The 15,492-nt window shown below is 43.3% G+C and carries 16 protein-coding genes and 1 riboswitch; of the genes, 7 read left to right on the plus strand and 9 right to left on the minus strand.

What is annotated here, in order from left to right; genetic code table 11:
• Nucleotides 1-386 precede the first annotated feature (386 nt).
• Nucleotides 387-1,337, plus strand: coding sequence for an Abi family protein (locus tag AC3AQ9_RS15745; protein ID WP_488308441.1), 951 nt, complete (start codon nt 387-389; stop codon nt 1,335-1,337).
• A 51-nt stretch (nt 1,338-1,388) separates the two neighbouring features.
• Here the strand turns inward: AC3AQ9_RS15745 and mug are convergent, their stop codons facing one another.
• Nucleotides 1,389-1,895: a G/U mismatch-specific DNA glycosylase gene (mug, locus tag AC3AQ9_RS15750; protein ID WP_488308442.1), complete on the minus strand. Its 507-nt coding sequence runs from the start codon at nt 1,893-1,895 to the stop codon at nt 1,389-1,391.
• Nucleotides 1,896-2,390: 495 nt separating this feature from the next.
• On the opposite strand from mug, the gene AC3AQ9_RS15755 reads away from it, so the two are divergent.
• From AC3AQ9_RS15755 to ppsA, 3 genes are all read left to right on the plus strand, one after another.
• A complete protein-coding gene (locus AC3AQ9_RS15755) occupies nt 2,391-2,936 on the plus strand; it encodes a DUF1697 domain-containing protein (RefSeq protein WP_488308443.1) in 546 nt (181 codons plus the stop codon).
• A gap of 274 nt (nt 2,937-3,210) precedes the next feature.
• A complete protein-coding gene (locus tag AC3AQ9_RS15760) occupies nt 3,211-3,780 on the plus strand; it encodes a DUF488 domain-containing protein (protein ID WP_488308444.1) in 570 nt (189 codons plus the stop codon).
• 167 nt (nt 3,781-3,947) lie between these two features.
• A complete protein-coding gene (ppsA, locus tag AC3AQ9_RS15765; RefSeq protein ID WP_488308445.1) occupies nt 3,948-6,563 on the plus strand; it encodes a phosphoenolpyruvate synthase in 2,616 nt (871 codons plus the stop codon).
• A 354-nt stretch (nt 6,564-6,917) separates the two neighbouring features.
• On the opposite strand, the gene AC3AQ9_RS15770 is transcribed toward ppsA, so the two are convergent.
• The 5 genes from AC3AQ9_RS15770 to AC3AQ9_RS15790 all read right to left on the minus strand — a co-directional run bounded on the left by AC3AQ9_RS15770 (nt 6,918) and on the right by AC3AQ9_RS15790 (nt 10,870).
• Complete coding sequence (locus AC3AQ9_RS15770) at nt 6,918-7,319, minus strand: DUF4181 domain-containing protein (RefSeq protein ID WP_488308446.1); 402 nt, start codon at nt 7,317-7,319, stop codon at nt 6,918-6,920.
• Nucleotides 7,320-7,526: 207 nt separating this feature from the next.
• Nucleotides 7,527-7,736: a TM2 domain-containing protein gene (locus AC3AQ9_RS15775; protein ID WP_488308447.1), complete on the minus strand. Its 210-nt coding sequence runs from the start codon at nt 7,734-7,736 to the stop codon at nt 7,527-7,529.
• A 273-nt stretch (nt 7,737-8,009) separates the two neighbouring features.
• Nucleotides 8,010-8,951 (minus strand): neutral zinc metallopeptidase, encoded by a 942-nt coding sequence (locus tag AC3AQ9_RS15780; protein WP_488308448.1) that lies wholly within the window; start codon nt 8,949-8,951, stop codon nt 8,010-8,012.
• Nucleotides 8,952-9,318: 367 nt separating this feature from the next.
• Nucleotides 9,319-10,167 (minus strand): alpha/beta fold macrolide esterase, encoded by an 849-nt coding sequence (gene mle / locus AC3AQ9_RS15785; protein WP_488308449.1) that lies wholly within the window; start codon nt 10,165-10,167, stop codon nt 9,319-9,321.
• A gap of 163 nt (nt 10,168-10,330) precedes the next feature.
• Complete coding sequence (locus tag AC3AQ9_RS15790) at nt 10,331-10,870, minus strand: helix-turn-helix domain-containing protein (protein WP_488308450.1); 540 nt, start codon at nt 10,868-10,870, stop codon at nt 10,331-10,333.
• Nucleotides 10,871-11,106: 236 nt separating this feature from the next.
• Here AC3AQ9_RS15790 and AC3AQ9_RS15795 point away from each other — a divergent pair, with 236 nt between their 5' ends.
• The 3 genes from AC3AQ9_RS15795 (at nt 11,107) to AC3AQ9_RS15805 (ending at nt 12,728) form a co-directional block, all read left to right on the plus strand.
• Nucleotides 11,107-11,748: an alpha/beta hydrolase gene (locus AC3AQ9_RS15795; RefSeq protein WP_488308451.1), complete on the plus strand. Its 642-nt coding sequence runs from the start codon at nt 11,107-11,109 to the stop codon at nt 11,746-11,748.
• Between the two features lie 37 nt (nt 11,749-11,785).
• A complete protein-coding gene (locus tag AC3AQ9_RS15800) occupies nt 11,786-12,217 on the plus strand; it encodes a DoxX family protein (RefSeq protein ID WP_488308452.1) in 432 nt (143 codons plus the stop codon).
• Nucleotides 12,218-12,491: 274 nt separating this feature from the next.
• Nucleotides 12,492-12,728 carry a hypothetical protein gene (locus AC3AQ9_RS15805; protein ID WP_488308453.1) on the plus strand — a complete coding sequence of 79 codons (237 nt, stop codon included), beginning with the start codon at nt 12,492-12,494 and terminating at the stop codon, nt 12,726-12,728.
• A 45-nt stretch (nt 12,729-12,773) separates the two neighbouring features.
• Here AC3AQ9_RS15805 and AC3AQ9_RS15810 read toward each other — a convergent pair whose 3' ends face one another.
• From AC3AQ9_RS15810 to AC3AQ9_RS15820, 3 genes are read right to left on the minus strand one after another with little or no spacing between them, the layout of a single operon-like run.
• A complete protein-coding gene (locus AC3AQ9_RS15810; protein ID WP_488308454.1) occupies nt 12,774-13,523 on the minus strand; it encodes an amino acid ABC transporter ATP-binding protein in 750 nt (249 codons plus the stop codon).
• Nucleotides 13,524-13,537: 14 nt separating this feature from the next.
• Nucleotides 13,538-14,221, minus strand: coding sequence for an amino acid ABC transporter permease (locus AC3AQ9_RS15815; RefSeq protein ID WP_488308455.1), 684 nt, complete (start codon nt 14,219-14,221; stop codon nt 13,538-13,540).
• 58 nt (nt 14,222-14,279) lie between these two features.
• Nucleotides 14,280-15,128: a transporter substrate-binding domain-containing protein gene (locus AC3AQ9_RS15820; RefSeq protein ID WP_488308456.1), complete on the minus strand. Its 849-nt coding sequence runs from the start codon at nt 15,126-15,128 to the stop codon at nt 14,280-14,282.
• Between the two features lie 131 nt (nt 15,129-15,259).
• A riboswitch (SAM riboswitch) is annotated at nt 15,260-15,364 on the minus strand.
• Between the last annotated feature and the right edge of the window lie 128 nt (nt 15,365-15,492).

Below are 15,492 nucleotides of genomic sequence, written 5' to 3' on the forward strand. Positions count from 1 at the left end.
AAAGAAGCGTTTTCACAACTATCGAAATTACTCATATTCATTTAGCTTCTGGTAAGCCAATTTAATTAAAAAGCCCTTTTTTAGTTAAATGGAAAGAAGAAGAGAATATACGAATTATCGATATAGTGAATAAGGTTCACTTTTATTATAAAATAGCAATGTCGGATGTCAATGAATTTTTAGAAAGTTTTATTTATTGTGGGAATTCGTTCGAATTTAAATAAGAAGATTTTATGGGAAAAGAAAAAGATGAGACAGAAAATAATGAATGGCTGACTACATGAGATAGGGTTTATAACGATAATTTTAACTTCCTTCATTTAATTGTTTATTTATACAAACTACTAGCTTAGAGTTAAAGGAAAGAAAACTAAAGGATGAGAATGATGAAAGTCTTTGCCTCACATGATGAACAGATTAAGATCCTTCAAGAGAGGGGGCTGCGCGTACCAGATAAAGCGGCCGCTAAACGGATCTTGTCGCGCGAAAATTACTACGCGCTCATCGATGGCTATAAAGAGCCATTTCTTGAACAGGATGAACGCTTGAATCCGTATCAAGTGGAACAATACATAGAAGGTACGGAGTTCAGCCATGTCTACGCGCTGTACCGCTTTGACCGCGAGCTGCGGATGCTGATGCTGAATGAGCTCCTGAAGTTCGAGAAAAACATCAAATCAAAAATCGCATACCGCTTCTCTGAAAAGTTCAAGGAGACCGACAGTTTTCTCGAGCCGGACCACTACAGCCCGGACAGCCGGCATCACCACGAACGGGACCGCATCATCTCGACGCTCGCGAATCTCATCAAAAGTCACAAAAAGCGGGACCGGGTAAGATATCCCGCCATCCGGGAATTTTTTGATAAGCACCGGAACGTGCCGCTATGGGTGCTCGTCAATTTCTTGTCGCTGGGCCAGATCACCAATTTTTATACGGTAATCGATGAAGAGCTGCGGGAACGGATTGCCCGGGATTTTGCGGAAGAATACAGCGATGAATACAGCCCGATCCGCTTGAAAGCATGTGAAATCGATGCCATCCTTCTGGTCGCTTTTCCTTACCGCAATAAATCCGCGCATGAAGAAGTGTTGTACCGCTTCAGCTTAGCTCATCCAGTGGAGCTTGGCCGGGTTGAAGAATTGATGGCGATGCCGAAAGGAAGCCTCAGCAAAGGAACGCTGTCTTCCATGGTGGCTTTGCTGAAGCTGGTCCTCGCAAGAGAGGAATATGAGGTGTTTTCGAAAGAGCTGGAACGGCTGGTGAATGAGCTTGAACGAGCAGTGATGCCTGCGGCTTTTGAAGTGATCATGGAAGATGCAGGATTTCCGATATGAAAATAAAAGCGCCATCTTCAAAATGGAAGATGGCGCTTTTGTTAAGTCTGTTCAAGTATATTCTTTCAGCCCTTTATAAATCTCGACAATATCCTCCAGCTTCATCCGAACCAGACCACTCGAAGAAGGAGCGACGTATTCCACTATTCCTGGAATCACCGGTTCTTGCTGGACACCCCACGGAATAGACCGTTTTTTGCTGTATTCCTGGTAGACGCCTTTGCCGACAAAGCAGACCGCTTTTGGCTTATACCTTCTAATTTTCTCTTGCAGCAATGCAGCACCTTCCGAATATTCGGCTTTGGAAATCTCCGCCGCTTCTTTTGTCGGGCGGGCGACGATGTTCGTCAGCCCATATCCGAGAGAAAGCAGTTGGCTATTTTCTTCAGGGGCAAACTTTCTTGGGGTCAAGCCAGCTTCGTAAAGAATTTTCCAGAACCGATTATTGGGGTTGGCATAATGAAAGCCGGTTTCAGAAGATCGGATACTTGGGTTGAAACCGACAAAAAGAATTTTTAAGTTTTCGTGCAGGTGGTCGGGAATGGGTTCTAAGTACAAAAGAAATAGCCTCCTTAACTGTTTCTATAAAAAAGGCAAACTTTCAAAAAGGATTTGCCCTGCTTTAATTATCACACAGGTGCCATCTTATATATTCCTTCCATCCAGAAAATTAAAACAACCAGCTCTTAGGCCACACTTGTTCGAATCAAAAAGTGTGCAAAATAATCCACTGATGATTTCTGGCCAACAACTGCAGCCGTCGATTTTCTATCGATGTTCTGGGAGTTTTCTATCGGCGTTTTTTGAATTCTAATCGATGTTTCAGAGTTTTCTATCAGTGTTTTAAAGGTTTTTATTTTAAATAAACAAAAACCCATATGGAAAAGCCCTTCGCTGTCCGCGAAGGTCTCCAAAAAATTCTGCAGCCGCGCTAATGCTTGTTGAATCTTATCTCAATGTTTCTCCATCAAACACTTGCCATTTCACAGATAATGGATAAAGTAGATTTTAATATGATTGCGATTTATCCGATGAATGACAGGGGGAATTATTATGCGGTATGTGGCGCTTCTTCGGGGCATCAATGTTGGTGGAAAGAACAAACTGGATATGAAGTCGCTCAAAGCAGTATTTGAGCAAGTGGGGATGGAGTCCGTTAAAACTTACATCAATTCCGGTAATATCATATTCAGCAGTGATGAGCTTTCAAGCACCTCGTTATCAGCGACTTTGGAGCAAGCCATTTACGAAAACTTCAATTTGCAGATCCGTGTGCTGGTCTATAATTTTGATGACTATGAAAAGATTGTCTTGGCTGTTCCGGCAACCTGGACAAATGATGATCAGATGAAAAGCGATGTGCTGTTTTTATGGGAGGAAATCAATGACGAAAGCGTGCTTGGCCAATTAGTGGCCAAGCCCGGAATCGATCATATTAGTTACGTTCCCGGTGCAATTTTATGGGCAGTCAACAGGCAAATGGTAACCAAAAGCGGCATGATGAAAGTGGCAGGTTCCGACCTCTATAAACATATGACTGTCCGGAATGTCAATACGGTCCGAAAGATTTACGAGTTAATGAAAGACGGCAAAGAGTGAGACTGCTTTATTTGGCTAATGATTGAGCCGTTCATGCTATTCCAGTCCCATTGCCTTGAGGCAATGGGATATTTGTTTCCTATCAGTGTTTCAAATGGCTTTAATCGACGTTATATGAGTTTCTGTCAGTGTTACGCCGGTTTCTATCGATGTTTTCACCAGTTTTATCGGTGTTTTGAAGATTCCTATCGATTTATTTCCAAAGAACGCACTGATGAGAGTCTGTTTAAGCAGCGCCTCCTACAGGAATAGAGTAGCAAGGAGGGAAAAGGCTATGATGATTTATACGATTGGGCATTCCAGCCATTCAAAAGAGTTTTTCGAGAAGATGTTGAAGGAAACCGGCATTGAATTATTGGCGGATGTCCGGGCATTTCCGGGCAGCCGGAAGTGGCCGCAGTTCTCGAAAGATGTCTTTCCTGCCTGGCTCGAAGCTGAAGGGATTACATATGAGCATTTTCCAAAACTCGGCGGCAGGCGCCGAAAGTCAAAAGAAGTGGATGACAAGATGAATGCCGGCTGGCGCAACCGCTCTTTTCAAAATTACGCAGATTACACTTTATCGGAAGAATTTCAGCAGGGGATAGAGGAACTTCTGCAAAAAGCGTCTCAAAAGAAAACGGCATACTGCTGCTCCGAACGCCATCCTTCCCGCTGCCACCGGCTGTTGATTTCAAATTGGCTCGTAGCAAACGGCCACCAGGTCCAGCACATCATTGACGGGAAAGACGGAGCCGTGGAACTGGTCGAGCACGAATTGGGGATGTGGGGAGCACCGCCAGAATTGAAAGATGACGGCATAGTGAGCTATCCACCAGAGGAGACGAATGACAAAGACAGTTAACGAACCAGAAAAATATACAGCACCGCCTCCATTTAAGCAGCACGCATGGAGGCGATGTTTTATTTTATTCAACATCGTCTAAATCCCGATTGCTTAGAGGGATTGGGGTTTTGATAGCGAATTCAATAAGCAACAAAATCACGGCAATTTGCAAAGGGGGGAGCATTTTGCAAAAGTATGTGAAGGATTTTCAAGAGATCGGAAAAGAGGATTTGCTGCTTGTCGGAGGAAAAGGCTTAAATCTTGGGGAGTTGGCAAAAGCAGCGGGCATCCAGGTGCCAGCTGGATTTTGTGTCACTACGGATGCATTTAGGCAGGTACTGAATGGAAACGCAAAGGCGCTTTCCTTGCTTGAACAGTTAACCGGTTTAACTGCAGCGGATCAGGAAGAAATCAAGAAACTAAGTGCAGAGTTGCGCGACACCATGGAACAGTCAAAAATGCCGCCTGAAATAGAACTGGAAATCGTTTCTTCTTTTCAGCGGTTGGGAGAAGAAATCGCTTATGCGGTCCGCTCAAGCGCGACGGCTGAAGATTTGCCGACGGCGTCATTCGCTGGCCAGCAGGATTCCTTTTTGAATATCCGGGGAAAGCAGGCACTCATAAGGTATATCATTAAATGCTGGGCTTCACTGTATACAGAACGCGCAGTGATGTATCGCATCCAAAACGGTTTTGATCACCGAAAAGTTTATTTATCGGTCGTTATTCAGCAAATGGTTTTCCCGCAAGCTTCGGGAATCATGTTCACCGCTGATCCGGTTACTTCAAACCGCAAAATCGTGTCGATTGATGCAAGTTTTGGACTCGGCGAGGCGCTGGTTTCCGGGATTGTGACAGCGGATAATTATAAAGTGCGGGAAGCGAAAATCATTGACCGGACAGTTTCGGCAAAGAAAATCGCTGTTTATCCGCTGACGGACGGCGGGACAGAGCCGCGGAAAGTGGCAATGGAGCGGCAAGGGCAACAAGCGCTGACAGATGCTCAGATTTTGGCGCTGGAAAAGATCGGCCGCCAAATAGAAGCGCATTTCGGCAATCCGCAGGATTTAGAATGGTGTTTGGCGGACGGAGATATTTTTATTGTACAAAGCCGTCCTATTACGACCTTGTATCCGCTGCCGGAAAAACATGACGAACAATATCGTCTTTACCTGTCATTTGGCCATCAGCAAATGATGACCGAGCCGATCAATCCACTCGGCATGTCATTTTTTAGATTCATTTCGGATGTTGAATTGATTCCGGCGGGCGGCCGGTTGTTTCTTGATTTGTCAGCTGATTTAGCTGCATGGAGCGGCCGGCAAATCTTCTTGATAACGATGAAGTCAAACGATCCATTATTGTATGATGCACTCGAGAAATTTCTTGAGCGAAAACAAGCGCTGCCAAAAGGACAGCGGATGTTCAAATTAGGATCTGAACAATTTTCTTTGGAATTCTTTCGAGAGATCATTAAAATTTATCGGAACAATGACCGCAGGCTGCCTGGGCAATTGATTAATCTCAGCGAAGCATTCATCAGGGAATTGGAGTGGCGGATCCAAACGGTTTCCGGTGATGAACTGTTTGAATTAATTGAAGAAGAACAAAATGAATTAAGGAGAGCCATTGCCAATCCGCAAAGTATGGCCGCAATTATGGTCGGAGTGTATGCAGCTTTTTGGCTCAATAAAAACTTGGAAAAATGGCTGGGAGAAAAGGATGTGGCGGACATTCTTAGCCAGTCAGTCACGAATAATGTCACTTCGAATATGGGACTTGAGTTATTGGATGTGTCGGATATAGCGCGGAATTACCCGGAAGTGTTGGCTTATTTTGAAAAGCCCAGCAAAACTGCATTTTTTGAAGACCTTGAAAAATTGGAGGGAGGTCCAGCGGTCAGCATTGCACTGCAGGATTATCTCGAAAAATACGGCATGCGCTGTTCCGGAGAAATCGATATCTCCAAAACCCGTTGGAGTGAAGACCCGACTATTTTGGTCCCTGTGATTTTAGGCAATATCAAAAATTTTGGCCCGAATGCGCGAAAGGCAAAAATGGAAGAAGGGAAACGGAAAGCCGAGCAAAAAAGCCAAGAAATTCTAAGCCGCTTGGAGCAATTGCCAAGAGGCAGGAAAAAAGCCAAAAAAACAAAGAAAATGATCAGCGTGCTCCATAATTTTATCGGATACCGTGAATATCCAAAATTTGCCTTTATCAAACGCTATTACTTCTATAAGAAAGCCTTGATGAAGGAAGCGGTCTCCTTACAAGAAAAGGGCGTTATCGAACGAGCTGAGGATGTCTATTATTTATCGTTTGAAGAATTCCGGGAGGCGGTGACCGGCAAAACTGTCGATCGCCAAGTAATTGAAGATAGAAAAGCGGCTTACCGGTATTATGAGAAACTGACTCCTCCGCGTCTTATGACATCAGAAGGCGAGCAGATTTTTGGCAGTTATCATTCCGACAAGCTGCCGGCGGGCGCTTTGGCAGGGGTGCCTGTTTCAGCAGGAGTGGTCGAAGGAAGGGCAAGAGTGGTGATGAAAATGGAGGATGCCCATATTGAAGCAGGGGACATTCTCATCACGGCTTTCACCGATCCGAGCTGGACGCCTTTGTTTGTTTCATTGGCTGGCTTGGTGACAGAAGTCGGCGGACTGATGACCCATGGCGCTGTGATTGCAAGGGAATACGGCTTACCGGCGGTTGTCGGAGTGGAACATGCTACCCGAACCATTAAAGATGGACAGAAAATCCGCATCAATGGTTCTGAAGGCTATGTGGAATTGTTGGAGTAGATGGACATTCGAACTGAGGGACTGAAGTAACCATGCCGAATTTTCACTTGCTGAAGCTGTAAAAATGAAAAGTGTGCTGGTGAAACAGCTTATGAATTAGAAGAAAAGCATTGGCATCAGCCTGTACTTGGTCACTGGTGAAATATCAATCCTCTTGCCCTTTAAGCAAGAGGATTTTTAGATGGTTGGGGCCCTTATCGTCATTTTAATAGGTTTCTATCGGTGTTTTAGCGTTTTCTATCGGTGTTTCGATGATTTCTATCGACGTTTCAGCCGCTTTTATCGGTGTTCCCATGATTTCTATCGGTGTTTTTCAAAGGCTTTAAATTTTAATGAAAAAGATTGAATAGCTGTTTAAGGTAATAAAGACAATAAATCAAACCAGATCGTAGCACCTAAAGCGCTAGCAAATATGGACATTTCGCTCATTGTTAAAATGGCCTGTTTCGGATTGTCTGAGTATCTCCACTGGAAAAAAGCCGTTACCGAACATTCTAGAATCAGGAGAATAAGCAAAGCAAACAGAAATAGATCAAACGAAAGCCCCTTATAAATGGTCAAATATATAAGAGCGATGTTTACAGCCAAAGAAACGGTTCTTAATGTCCAGTCGATTTTGCCATGCAGGCTGTTGACATGGTTATACGAAAAGAATTCCTTTTTTTCTTTCTTAATATGAAAGGTTTTTCTCAGCAATATTTTAACCAGCCAGCTAAAGGCAAATAAAAGCAGCACTGCTAAAAAGAATTCTCCCATGGCATAACCTCCCTTGATGATCTTCGGTAACCTTCTTCTATAATACTGATACGTTTCAGAAGATGGCAGGTTTCATTCAAATGGAAGTCGTTCATCTCTTTTAGAAGCTTAAGCTGTGGCAATGAAAAACCGAAATTACATATCCATAAAAAAATAAAACATAAAAATGCCCAAGGAACTTGCCAGAACCTTGGGCATTTTGAAATCTTAATATCCTCTTCCATGCTTTGCCTGAAACTTCTCTTCTGATGACAGTAAATAAGAAACTCCTTCAATAAAACCGATAATCGCAGGAATGGCTGTCCAACAGAAGGCAAGATACAAAAGACCGGTCTTGGTTTTGCCAAGATAAAATTTATGGGCTCCAAAATCACCTAAAAAGATTCCGAGCAGACCGGCAGCCAGTTTGTTTTTCATCAAGATCATCCTTTCTGCGTGATACTTGTGTTTTCCCTTCTATCGGGAAGTTAATCATAAATGCAACCTCAGACTACCAATTTCCTTTATAAAGACAAAATATTGATTTAAGAAACCATCCGTATAAATCAAATCCATGAAACAGATGGAAAAATAAAGAAGACAAAAAAAGCCGCTTTCCATTAGAAATGCGGCTTTTACTGTCTCAAATGCCAGTTTTAGATGGCGAACTTTCCAATCAATCTTCAGGAGTGGCGATACAGAAAGGACGGACTAATTTGCAGTACCGTATTTTTCATTATAAGCATCCATCAAATAATGATCACAGTTTCTTGGAGATCCAGTGTCATAGCCTGTAAAGAAGGCCGTGTAACGTTCTTCTGCAGTGCCATGTGTTTTGGAGCTTCCTAATTTAACATCTCCAATGTCTTCCAATGTTCTTATCGCTTCTTCGATATCACCTTCTTCTAACATGTCACGGTGATAAGTGGAGTTTGCCCAAACCCCTGCTAGACAGTCGGCATTATTTTCTATTGCAGTAGAATCTATTAATTCTTCATATTCTCCGCCTTCCGAAAGCTGTACGGGTTCAAGCCAGCCCAATTCCGCCTGTAAGGAATGGGCATATTCATGAGCTACTGCCAGTGCAACAGAAAAATCGCCTGCGGTATTTTCTTTTGAAGAATTGGAATTGCCTCCAAATTCACCTAACCATAATTTCTGGGCTGCTTCTTGAGTGATGACAATCAAATCATCTGATGGACAATAAAAAGCTTCTATCGGGTCTAGTTTTTCGACGCATGCTGAACTAACCTTGTCGAGCTCCTCAGGCGATGGAAAACTGAAACGGACATACGGCTCTCCATAACCGCCATGTATCATGCCGTCCTTCCAAAAGTTATGGACATCACGCAGTAGAAAATCGAGGTAATCGTACATGGTATAATCATCAGACCCTGTGATTAAATCTGATTTCAATGCTTCACCGGGAGCTGCGCTTTCTTCTTTCGGCAAATCAACTTCCTGAGGACCAGAAACCTGTGCTTCAGCAGAACCTTGGTTTTCCCCCTGATTTGGGTCAGGTCCAAGGAATCCGGAAGAAACAAAATCTTCGCCTGAATATTTTATTTGTGGCGGTTTTTGCTGGTTTCCACAGCCGATCAATAAAACAAGCAGTAAAAAAATGAATACAAACTTGAAGGATACTAACGCCATTTTGAGCATCTCCTTGCGGTTTTAGTAAATTCATTTTTTCTTCAGCGGCTTTGTTATTCTGTTTGGGCTGGCGGCTATCTTTTGAGTAGTAATAATCTCCTTTCTTCTGTAATTGATGATGAAACAGAAATATCTATATGTATTCATTCCTTTACATTATTGCTTGTATTCTAAATAAAGTAAGTTTGCTAAAAAATAATCTTTATTGGATTAATTATAGCATAAAATTAACAAAAAACATTGAATATTCTGATTATTTAAAGAGGAATTAGTTATTTAGCAATATTAGCAAGTTGATAAATGTCCTGTAAAAATTCTTTTGCGTTCGCTAAAAATAAATGCTCCAGTAAGTTACTGGAGCGGAAGTTCAAATAGCCGTGTGCTCAGCTATCGCTTCAATGATTTGGTCCCAGTCGCCGGCGGGGAGTTCGTGGCCGGTTCGTTCAAGGCGGACCAGCCTGGCATGAGGAATTTCTTCCATCAAAGCAAGCGCATGTTCATATGGCAGTATGGTATCCTCTGTTCCATGAATGATAAGTACGGGGACAGTCACTTGTTTGGAAGTCCCTTGGAAAGACTCGTCAGCTTCAAGCAAGGCATGATTGAACATGCTCAGCAAATTATCGGCGCGCGAAATTTCCTGTTGGACCAGCTTTGCTGCGCGCTCAGCATCAAATGCATGCTTTGAGCCGGACAAGAGGCGGGAACCTTTTGTCAAATAGTCGGCAACCGCAGCTTTGTCGCTCCAATCCAGCTCTGCGCCACTTGCATGATAGGCAAGAATCCGTTCGTCCAGCGGAGGGAATTCACGTGATTCGTCGGTTTCAATGATGCCCGATGAAATTAATGTGATGCTTTGAATGCGTTCCGGGTATTTGATAGCGGCAATCTGTGCCAGCATGCCCCCAAGCGACATGCCGATAAGATGTGCTTTTCCAAGACCATAAGCATCCATGACCCGAAGGATATCGTCAGCCATATCCGAGACGGTGTAATTCAATTTTCCTGGCTCATAGCAAGTGGAACGGCCGACATCGCGATTATCATAGCGGATTACAAAGCGGCCGCAGTCCGCCAGTTTACGGCAAAAATCTTCATCCCAATACACCATTGAAGACATGGCCCCCATGATCAAAAGAAGGGGAGGGTCAGCAGGATTGCCAAAGCTTTCCGTGAACAAATCAATGCCATCGCTGTGGATCATCTTTTCTGCCATCAGGTATTCCTCCATTCAGTTAGGATCTGTTAAAGAAAGTATAATCGTGTAATCCGGTGAATTCAATGAAGCTTAAAGGATTGAACCGAGAGATGACAAAAAGCGTTTCCCTGCCCTTTAGAAGGCTGAGAAACGCTTTTCTTGATACAGGAAAAGACGGAATTCAATAAATTTCCGTGAGTTCCGTATCTGAGTAGACGGAAACTTGGACAACCGCTTTTCCCTCACCGATATTTTTAACAAAATGGGGCACACAGGCATTCCAGCTGAAAGAATCCCCTGCTTCGGCAATGATGGAATCTTCGCCTTGTCCAGCAAGGATTTTCCCTTCAAGAACTAAGTGGGATTCTACTCCTTCATGTGCATTGCTTTCTCCTGTAGACGTACCAGGAGGAAATTCGACGATCATCATCCGCAATCCGCCGATGGAAGATAAATGCTCCACTTTTAAATTATTGTACGTGGAGTAATTTCGCTCGTCTTTTCTCACGATCCGCATATGCTCTTGTTTTTCCAATAATAAATAAGGCAGTGGCACTCCCAAGTAATTAGAAATGGTCTGCAGTGTACTGATGGAAGGGGAACTATTGTTATTTTCTATATTGCTGACAAAGCCTTTTGACAAGCCTGTCTCTTCGCACATCTGTGCTATGGTGATTTGTTTCCGGTTTCTTATGCTCCGGATTTTTGACCCGATATCCATTTCTTTCACCTCAATAGTTGCTTCATATGAAACTTAGTTCTATTTTAGCAAACAAACAGTTGACATTCCAGTAAAAGCTTGTTATCTTAAAAGAAATAAAGATTCCTATTAGGAAACAAAAAGAGCCGAGAGGCTATTTTTTCTGCACAGTAGTTTTCTTATAAGAATAATTTATTCTTATAAGGTATTTTTATTTTCATTTAACAGGATAAAACACACAAGAAAGGATGAGCAGAATGAACGCGCCTTTATTTTATGAGCTGCAAAAGCCCCGCAACGCAGATCCTGACAAAACTTATCCGGCACTATTTGTGATGCATGGCATGGGCAGCAATGAAAAAGATATGCTGAATCTGGTCAGCGGACTGGAAGAACATTTCTACATTTTCAGTATTCGTGGGCCGCTCGAACGTCCTCCTGGATATGCCTTTTTTACAATTGAGCGATTGGGGAAACCCCATCAAGCGGTGTTTGAGGCAGCAGTTGATAAAGTCACAGATTTTATCGGCTGGGCCGAAGGGGAATACCCGCTAGATGCAAACCGTATTTACTTGCTTGGGTTTAGCCAAGGGGCCATTCTTTCGATGGCAATTGGCTTGTCTTTAGGAAATCGCATCAAAGGCATTGTTGCTTTAAGCGGCTATATCCCGGAATTCGTAAAAACCGAATTCCAGCAAAGCTCAATGGATGGACTGTCGCTGTTCATCTCGCACGGAGAACAAGACCAAGCCTTGCCTTTTGAATGGGGACAAGCAAGCCGGGATTATTTCGAGGGCTTGGGGGCGGATGTGACATTTAAGAATTATCCGGTGCCACATACGGTGTCACTGCAGAATTACAAGGATTTTGAGAAATGGCTGCTGGATTCACTGGCATGACCAAAAAATGAAAACAGATTTGAAGGAGGAAATTACAATGACAAATAAAGTAGAAGCAAGTACAGTATTGTTGCGTGTAGTATTGGGAATCAGTTTCTTTATCCACGGATTGGTGAAATTTCAGGGAGGCATCGGCAACACGGCGGGCTGGTTTGACAGCATCGGCATCCCGGGATCTTTAGCATATGTAGTGGCTCTAATTGAAATGGTAGGCGGATTCGCATTGATCATTGGACTGGGTACACGAATCGTATCGGCATTGTTGGCATTAGTAATGCTTGGTGCAATTTTCACTGCGAAATTACCTGCTGGCTTTTTAGGCGACGGTGTGGGAGCAGGGTATGAATTGGACATCGCTTTCATGGCAATCGCTATTTTCCTTGCAGTGAACGGCAGCAGAATGCTGGCGGTTGATGGCATCATTTCAAAATCACAGCAAAGTAAAAACGAATCCAGCCATACAGCTTAATAAAGAAAAAGAAAAAGGCGTTTCCCGTTACCTCAGAGGTGATTGGAAATGCCTTTTTTGCTTTTAACTCGAAACTATGATGATAAATTCTCTATTAAGAACTGCTTTATTATATAGAAGAAAATGAAATAACAAGGCCGTTTTTTATTTGGAGAGAAGGGTATAGAAAAGAATAAGGATACAAATCGAGTGAGATCGGCATAAGCGAAAGAGCGCTACCTTGACAGGGTAGAGGTCTCTGGTTTATTTATACTCACAATGGAGGGATTTCACTATGAACTCGAATTCTGCAGAAGGAAACACTTCAAACAATAAATCCACAATGGACAAAATTACCGAGAAAGCAAAAGAAGCTTTAGGGAAAGACGACAGCAAGAAAGTCGATTTGGAAGGCCCTTTTCAAAATGCTCCTGACGAAGGAAGGGAAGACGTTCCGCAAAGTGATAAAATCATCAAAGACCGTAAGACCGGCGAAGAAACTTATATAGAGAATACAGGCGACAACTATTAAAAAAACGAAACCGGCAACCCGAAAGGTTGCCGGTTTCGCTTTTTCTTATGCTCTTCGCAATAACACCTTTTGCAAAAACTTCTGCGTGCGTTCTTCCGTCGGATAGGTAAAGATGTCTTCGGGTTTTCCTTGCTCGACGATATGGCCATCCGCAATGAATACCACACGATCTGACACCTCGCGGGCAAAGTCCATTTCGTGCGTGACAATCACCATTGTTTGCCCCTCAATTGCCAGTTCTTTAATAACCATCAGCACTTCTCCGACGAGTTCAGGGTCCAGTGCGGAAGTAGGTTCATCGAACAAAAGCAGATCAGGTTTTAAGGCAAGGATTCGTGCGATGGCTGCCCGCTGCTTTTGGCCGCCAGACAATTGTTCGGGGTACTGGTTTTTATGATCCAATAAGCCGACTTTCTGCAGCAGTTCCTCCGCTTCGCGCACAAGTTCCTGCTTGTTTCTTTTTTGTACGACAAGAGGTGCTTCGATGATATTTTCGATTACCGTTTTATGCGGAAATAAGTGAAAGTGCTGAAACACCATACCGGAATACTGGCGGATATCGATTTTTTGCTTTTTTGTCGGAGTCTTTCCCGTGAACGACACATGGACATTGTTGATTTGCAGCGATCCCGAAGTAGGGGTTTCCAGTAAATTGAGGCAGCGCAGCAATGTGGTCTTGCCGGAACCGGAAGGGCCGATAATACTGACGACTTCCCCTTTTTCAATTTCAAGTGAGATGGACTTCAATACTTCCACATCTTTAAATTTTTTACTTAGGTTTTCCACTTTAATCATATTGGTACCTCCAATCAAGCTGCCACATAGCGGTTGGCTTTCTTCTCCAGATAATCTTGCAGCAAGGTGACAAGTGCGCAAATCGCCCAATAAATGAGTGCTACCAGAATATACAAAGTCAAGCTTTCATAGGTTTGGCCAACCACCACTTTTGCCCGGTAAAACATTTCTGAAACCGTGATGACCATAGCAAGGGAAGTTCCTTTGATGATATCCATAAAAGTGCTGGATAACGGCGGCAAGGCAATACGTGTCGCTTGCGGCAAGATGATGCGGGTCATCGTCTGCCAATAGCTCATTCGAAGTGTTTCCGCAGCTTCCCATTGTCCTTTTGCTACAGAGGAAATGGCGGAACGGATAATTTCAGCTGTGTAGGCGGAAAAATGGATGCTGATGCCAATGATGGCTGCAGTCAATGGCGCCATCTCGATGCCAACCATCGGAAAGCCGAAATACAAGATAAACAAAATGACCAGCAGCGGTGTACCACGCATAAAGGAAATAAACAGACGGGCAGGCACTGAAATCAGTTTAAACCGGTTCATGCGAGCGAGGGCGACAAACAAACCGAGAACTAAGGCGAAAAACATACTGACTAGAGCGATTAAAATGGTTTGCCAGGCACCCTCTAAAATGAAGGGGAGGGAGTCGAGCGCAATTTCTACATTGAACAGATATTCCCATTTAAAGTCGGTCATCGGAAGACTCCTTTACTCATTATGTATAGATGAGGAACCCGGGGGTTCCTCAAGATATTTATTCTTTCTCAAGAGGCTGTGTTACATCAGCACCAAGGAATTGGTGTGAAATATCTTTAATTGTGCCATCGGCCAGCAATTCTTCAAGAGCTGCATCGATTTTTTCTTTCAGCTCCGGGCTGTCTTTTGGCAATACGATCGCGCTGCTGCTGAATGAGAACTTAACTCCCTCGGCAAGCTTTAAACCAGGTTTGTCGTATTGCTCAAGAGAACGCATCAATACGAGGTAATCATTCAGCGTGGCATCAACACGACCATTGACGATTTCCGGAAGGACCGTATCAGAGCCAGTATAGACAATTACTTCGGCTCCTTGTTCCTGTGCAAACTTCGAGTAATTGCTTGTCGCAGAACCGCCTACTTTTTTCCCTTTCAAATCTTCGACAGATTCAATGCCTGAATTATCGCTTTCACGCACAATGGCAGAACCATAAGAATGTTTGATCGGGATGGTGAAATCAAATTTCTCTTTGCGCTCATCTGTGATAGAGAAATCGTTTGCTGCTATATCGATTTGGCCATTGCGGAGTGCCGGAAGCAAGCCATCAAATTCCATTTCTTTAAACTCGACTTCCAGCCCAAGTTTTTCACCTAAAGCACGGGCTACTTCCACATCATAGCCAGTCAATTCTTTCGTTGTTTCATCGTGGTATGTAATTGGATAATAAAGACCTTCTGTTCCGACTATAATTTTTCCGGATTCTTGGATGCGCTCCCATGCGTTTTGTTCTTTGCCTTCTGTTGAAGCGGTTGCTTCGCTGGTGGATTCTTTGCTTCCGCATGCCGCCAATAACAAAGCGATCACGGTTACAACAAATAATAATAAAAAGCTTTTCGGGTTTTTCATTCTGATACACCTTCCTTTTCTATAGGTTTACTTGGTTTAATGTTAATAGAATTGCCTTAACATGAAAGCAAGCAAAAAGCCTCTTCAATAAGAAGAGGCTGACATGCGACATCGCATTAAATATCCGGCTCTTCTTATCTCTCAAGCCAATGCTTGTTGGATTTGGCACAGTGCTCAATTGTGAGCCCGCTGCCGAGGTTTCGCAGGGCCAATCCCTCCACCTCTCATGATAAGAACGAATTACTATTAAACTATGTAGAAAACTTTAACACCATTGCATTTAATCGTCAACATAATATTCTGACAGAATAATTCTTCTAACTTTTAATCCTCTCCTGGCTTAATAAGTCCATTTCACTCTTTA

Source organism: Planococcus sp. VCh962 (assembly GCF_057748275.1).

What these genes read in the sequence shown, in the direction of transcription:
- AC3AQ9_RS15770 (WP_488308446.1), bottom strand. Translation starts at nt 7,319, where the DNA reads ATGGGAGAATTCTTTTTAGCAGTGCTGCTTTTATTTGCCTTTAGCTGG.
- AC3AQ9_RS15755 (WP_488308443.1), top strand. Translation starts at nt 2,391, where the DNA reads ATGCGGTATGTGGCGCTTCTTCGGGGCATCAATGTTGGTGGAAAGAAC.
- AC3AQ9_RS15760 (WP_488308444.1), top strand. Translation starts at nt 3,211, where the DNA reads ATGATGATTTATACGATTGGGCATTCCAGCCATTCAAAAGAGTTTTTC.
- AC3AQ9_RS15800 (WP_488308452.1), top strand. Translation starts at nt 11,786, where the DNA reads ATGACAAATAAAGTAGAAGCAAGTACAGTATTGTTGCGTGTAGTATTG.
- AC3AQ9_RS15790 (WP_488308450.1), bottom strand. Translation starts at nt 10,870, where the DNA reads ATGGATATCGGGTCAAAAATCCGGAGCATAAGAAACCGGAAACAAATC.
- AC3AQ9_RS15795 (WP_488308451.1), top strand. Translation starts at nt 11,107, where the DNA reads ATGAACGCGCCTTTATTTTATGAGCTGCAAAAGCCCCGCAACGCAGAT.
- AC3AQ9_RS15815 (WP_488308455.1), bottom strand. Translation starts at nt 14,221, where the DNA reads ATGACCGACTTTAAATGGGAATATCTGTTCAATGTAGAAATTGCGCTC.
- mle (WP_488308449.1), bottom strand. Translation starts at nt 10,167, where the DNA reads ATGGCAGAAAAGATGATCCACAGCGATGGCATTGATTTGTTCACGGAA.
- AC3AQ9_RS15745 (WP_488308441.1), top strand. Translation starts at nt 387, where the DNA reads ATGAAAGTCTTTGCCTCACATGATGAACAGATTAAGATCCTTCAAGAG.
- AC3AQ9_RS15775 (WP_488308447.1), bottom strand. Translation starts at nt 7,736, where the DNA reads ATGAAAAACAAACTGGCTGCCGGTCTGCTCGGAATCTTTTTAGGTGAT.
- AC3AQ9_RS15805 (WP_488308453.1), top strand. Translation starts at nt 12,492, where the DNA reads ATGAACTCGAATTCTGCAGAAGGAAACACTTCAAACAATAAATCCACA.
- AC3AQ9_RS15820 (WP_488308456.1), bottom strand. Translation starts at nt 15,128, where the DNA reads ATGAAAAACCCGAAAAGCTTTTTATTATTATTTGTTGTAACCGTGATC.
- AC3AQ9_RS15810 (WP_488308454.1), bottom strand. Translation starts at nt 13,523, where the DNA reads ATGATTAAAGTGGAAAACCTAAGTAAAAAATTTAAAGATGTGGAAGTA.
- AC3AQ9_RS15780 (WP_488308448.1), bottom strand. Translation starts at nt 8,951, where the DNA reads ATGGCGTTAGTATCCTTCAAGTTTGTATTCATTTTTTTACTGCTTGTT.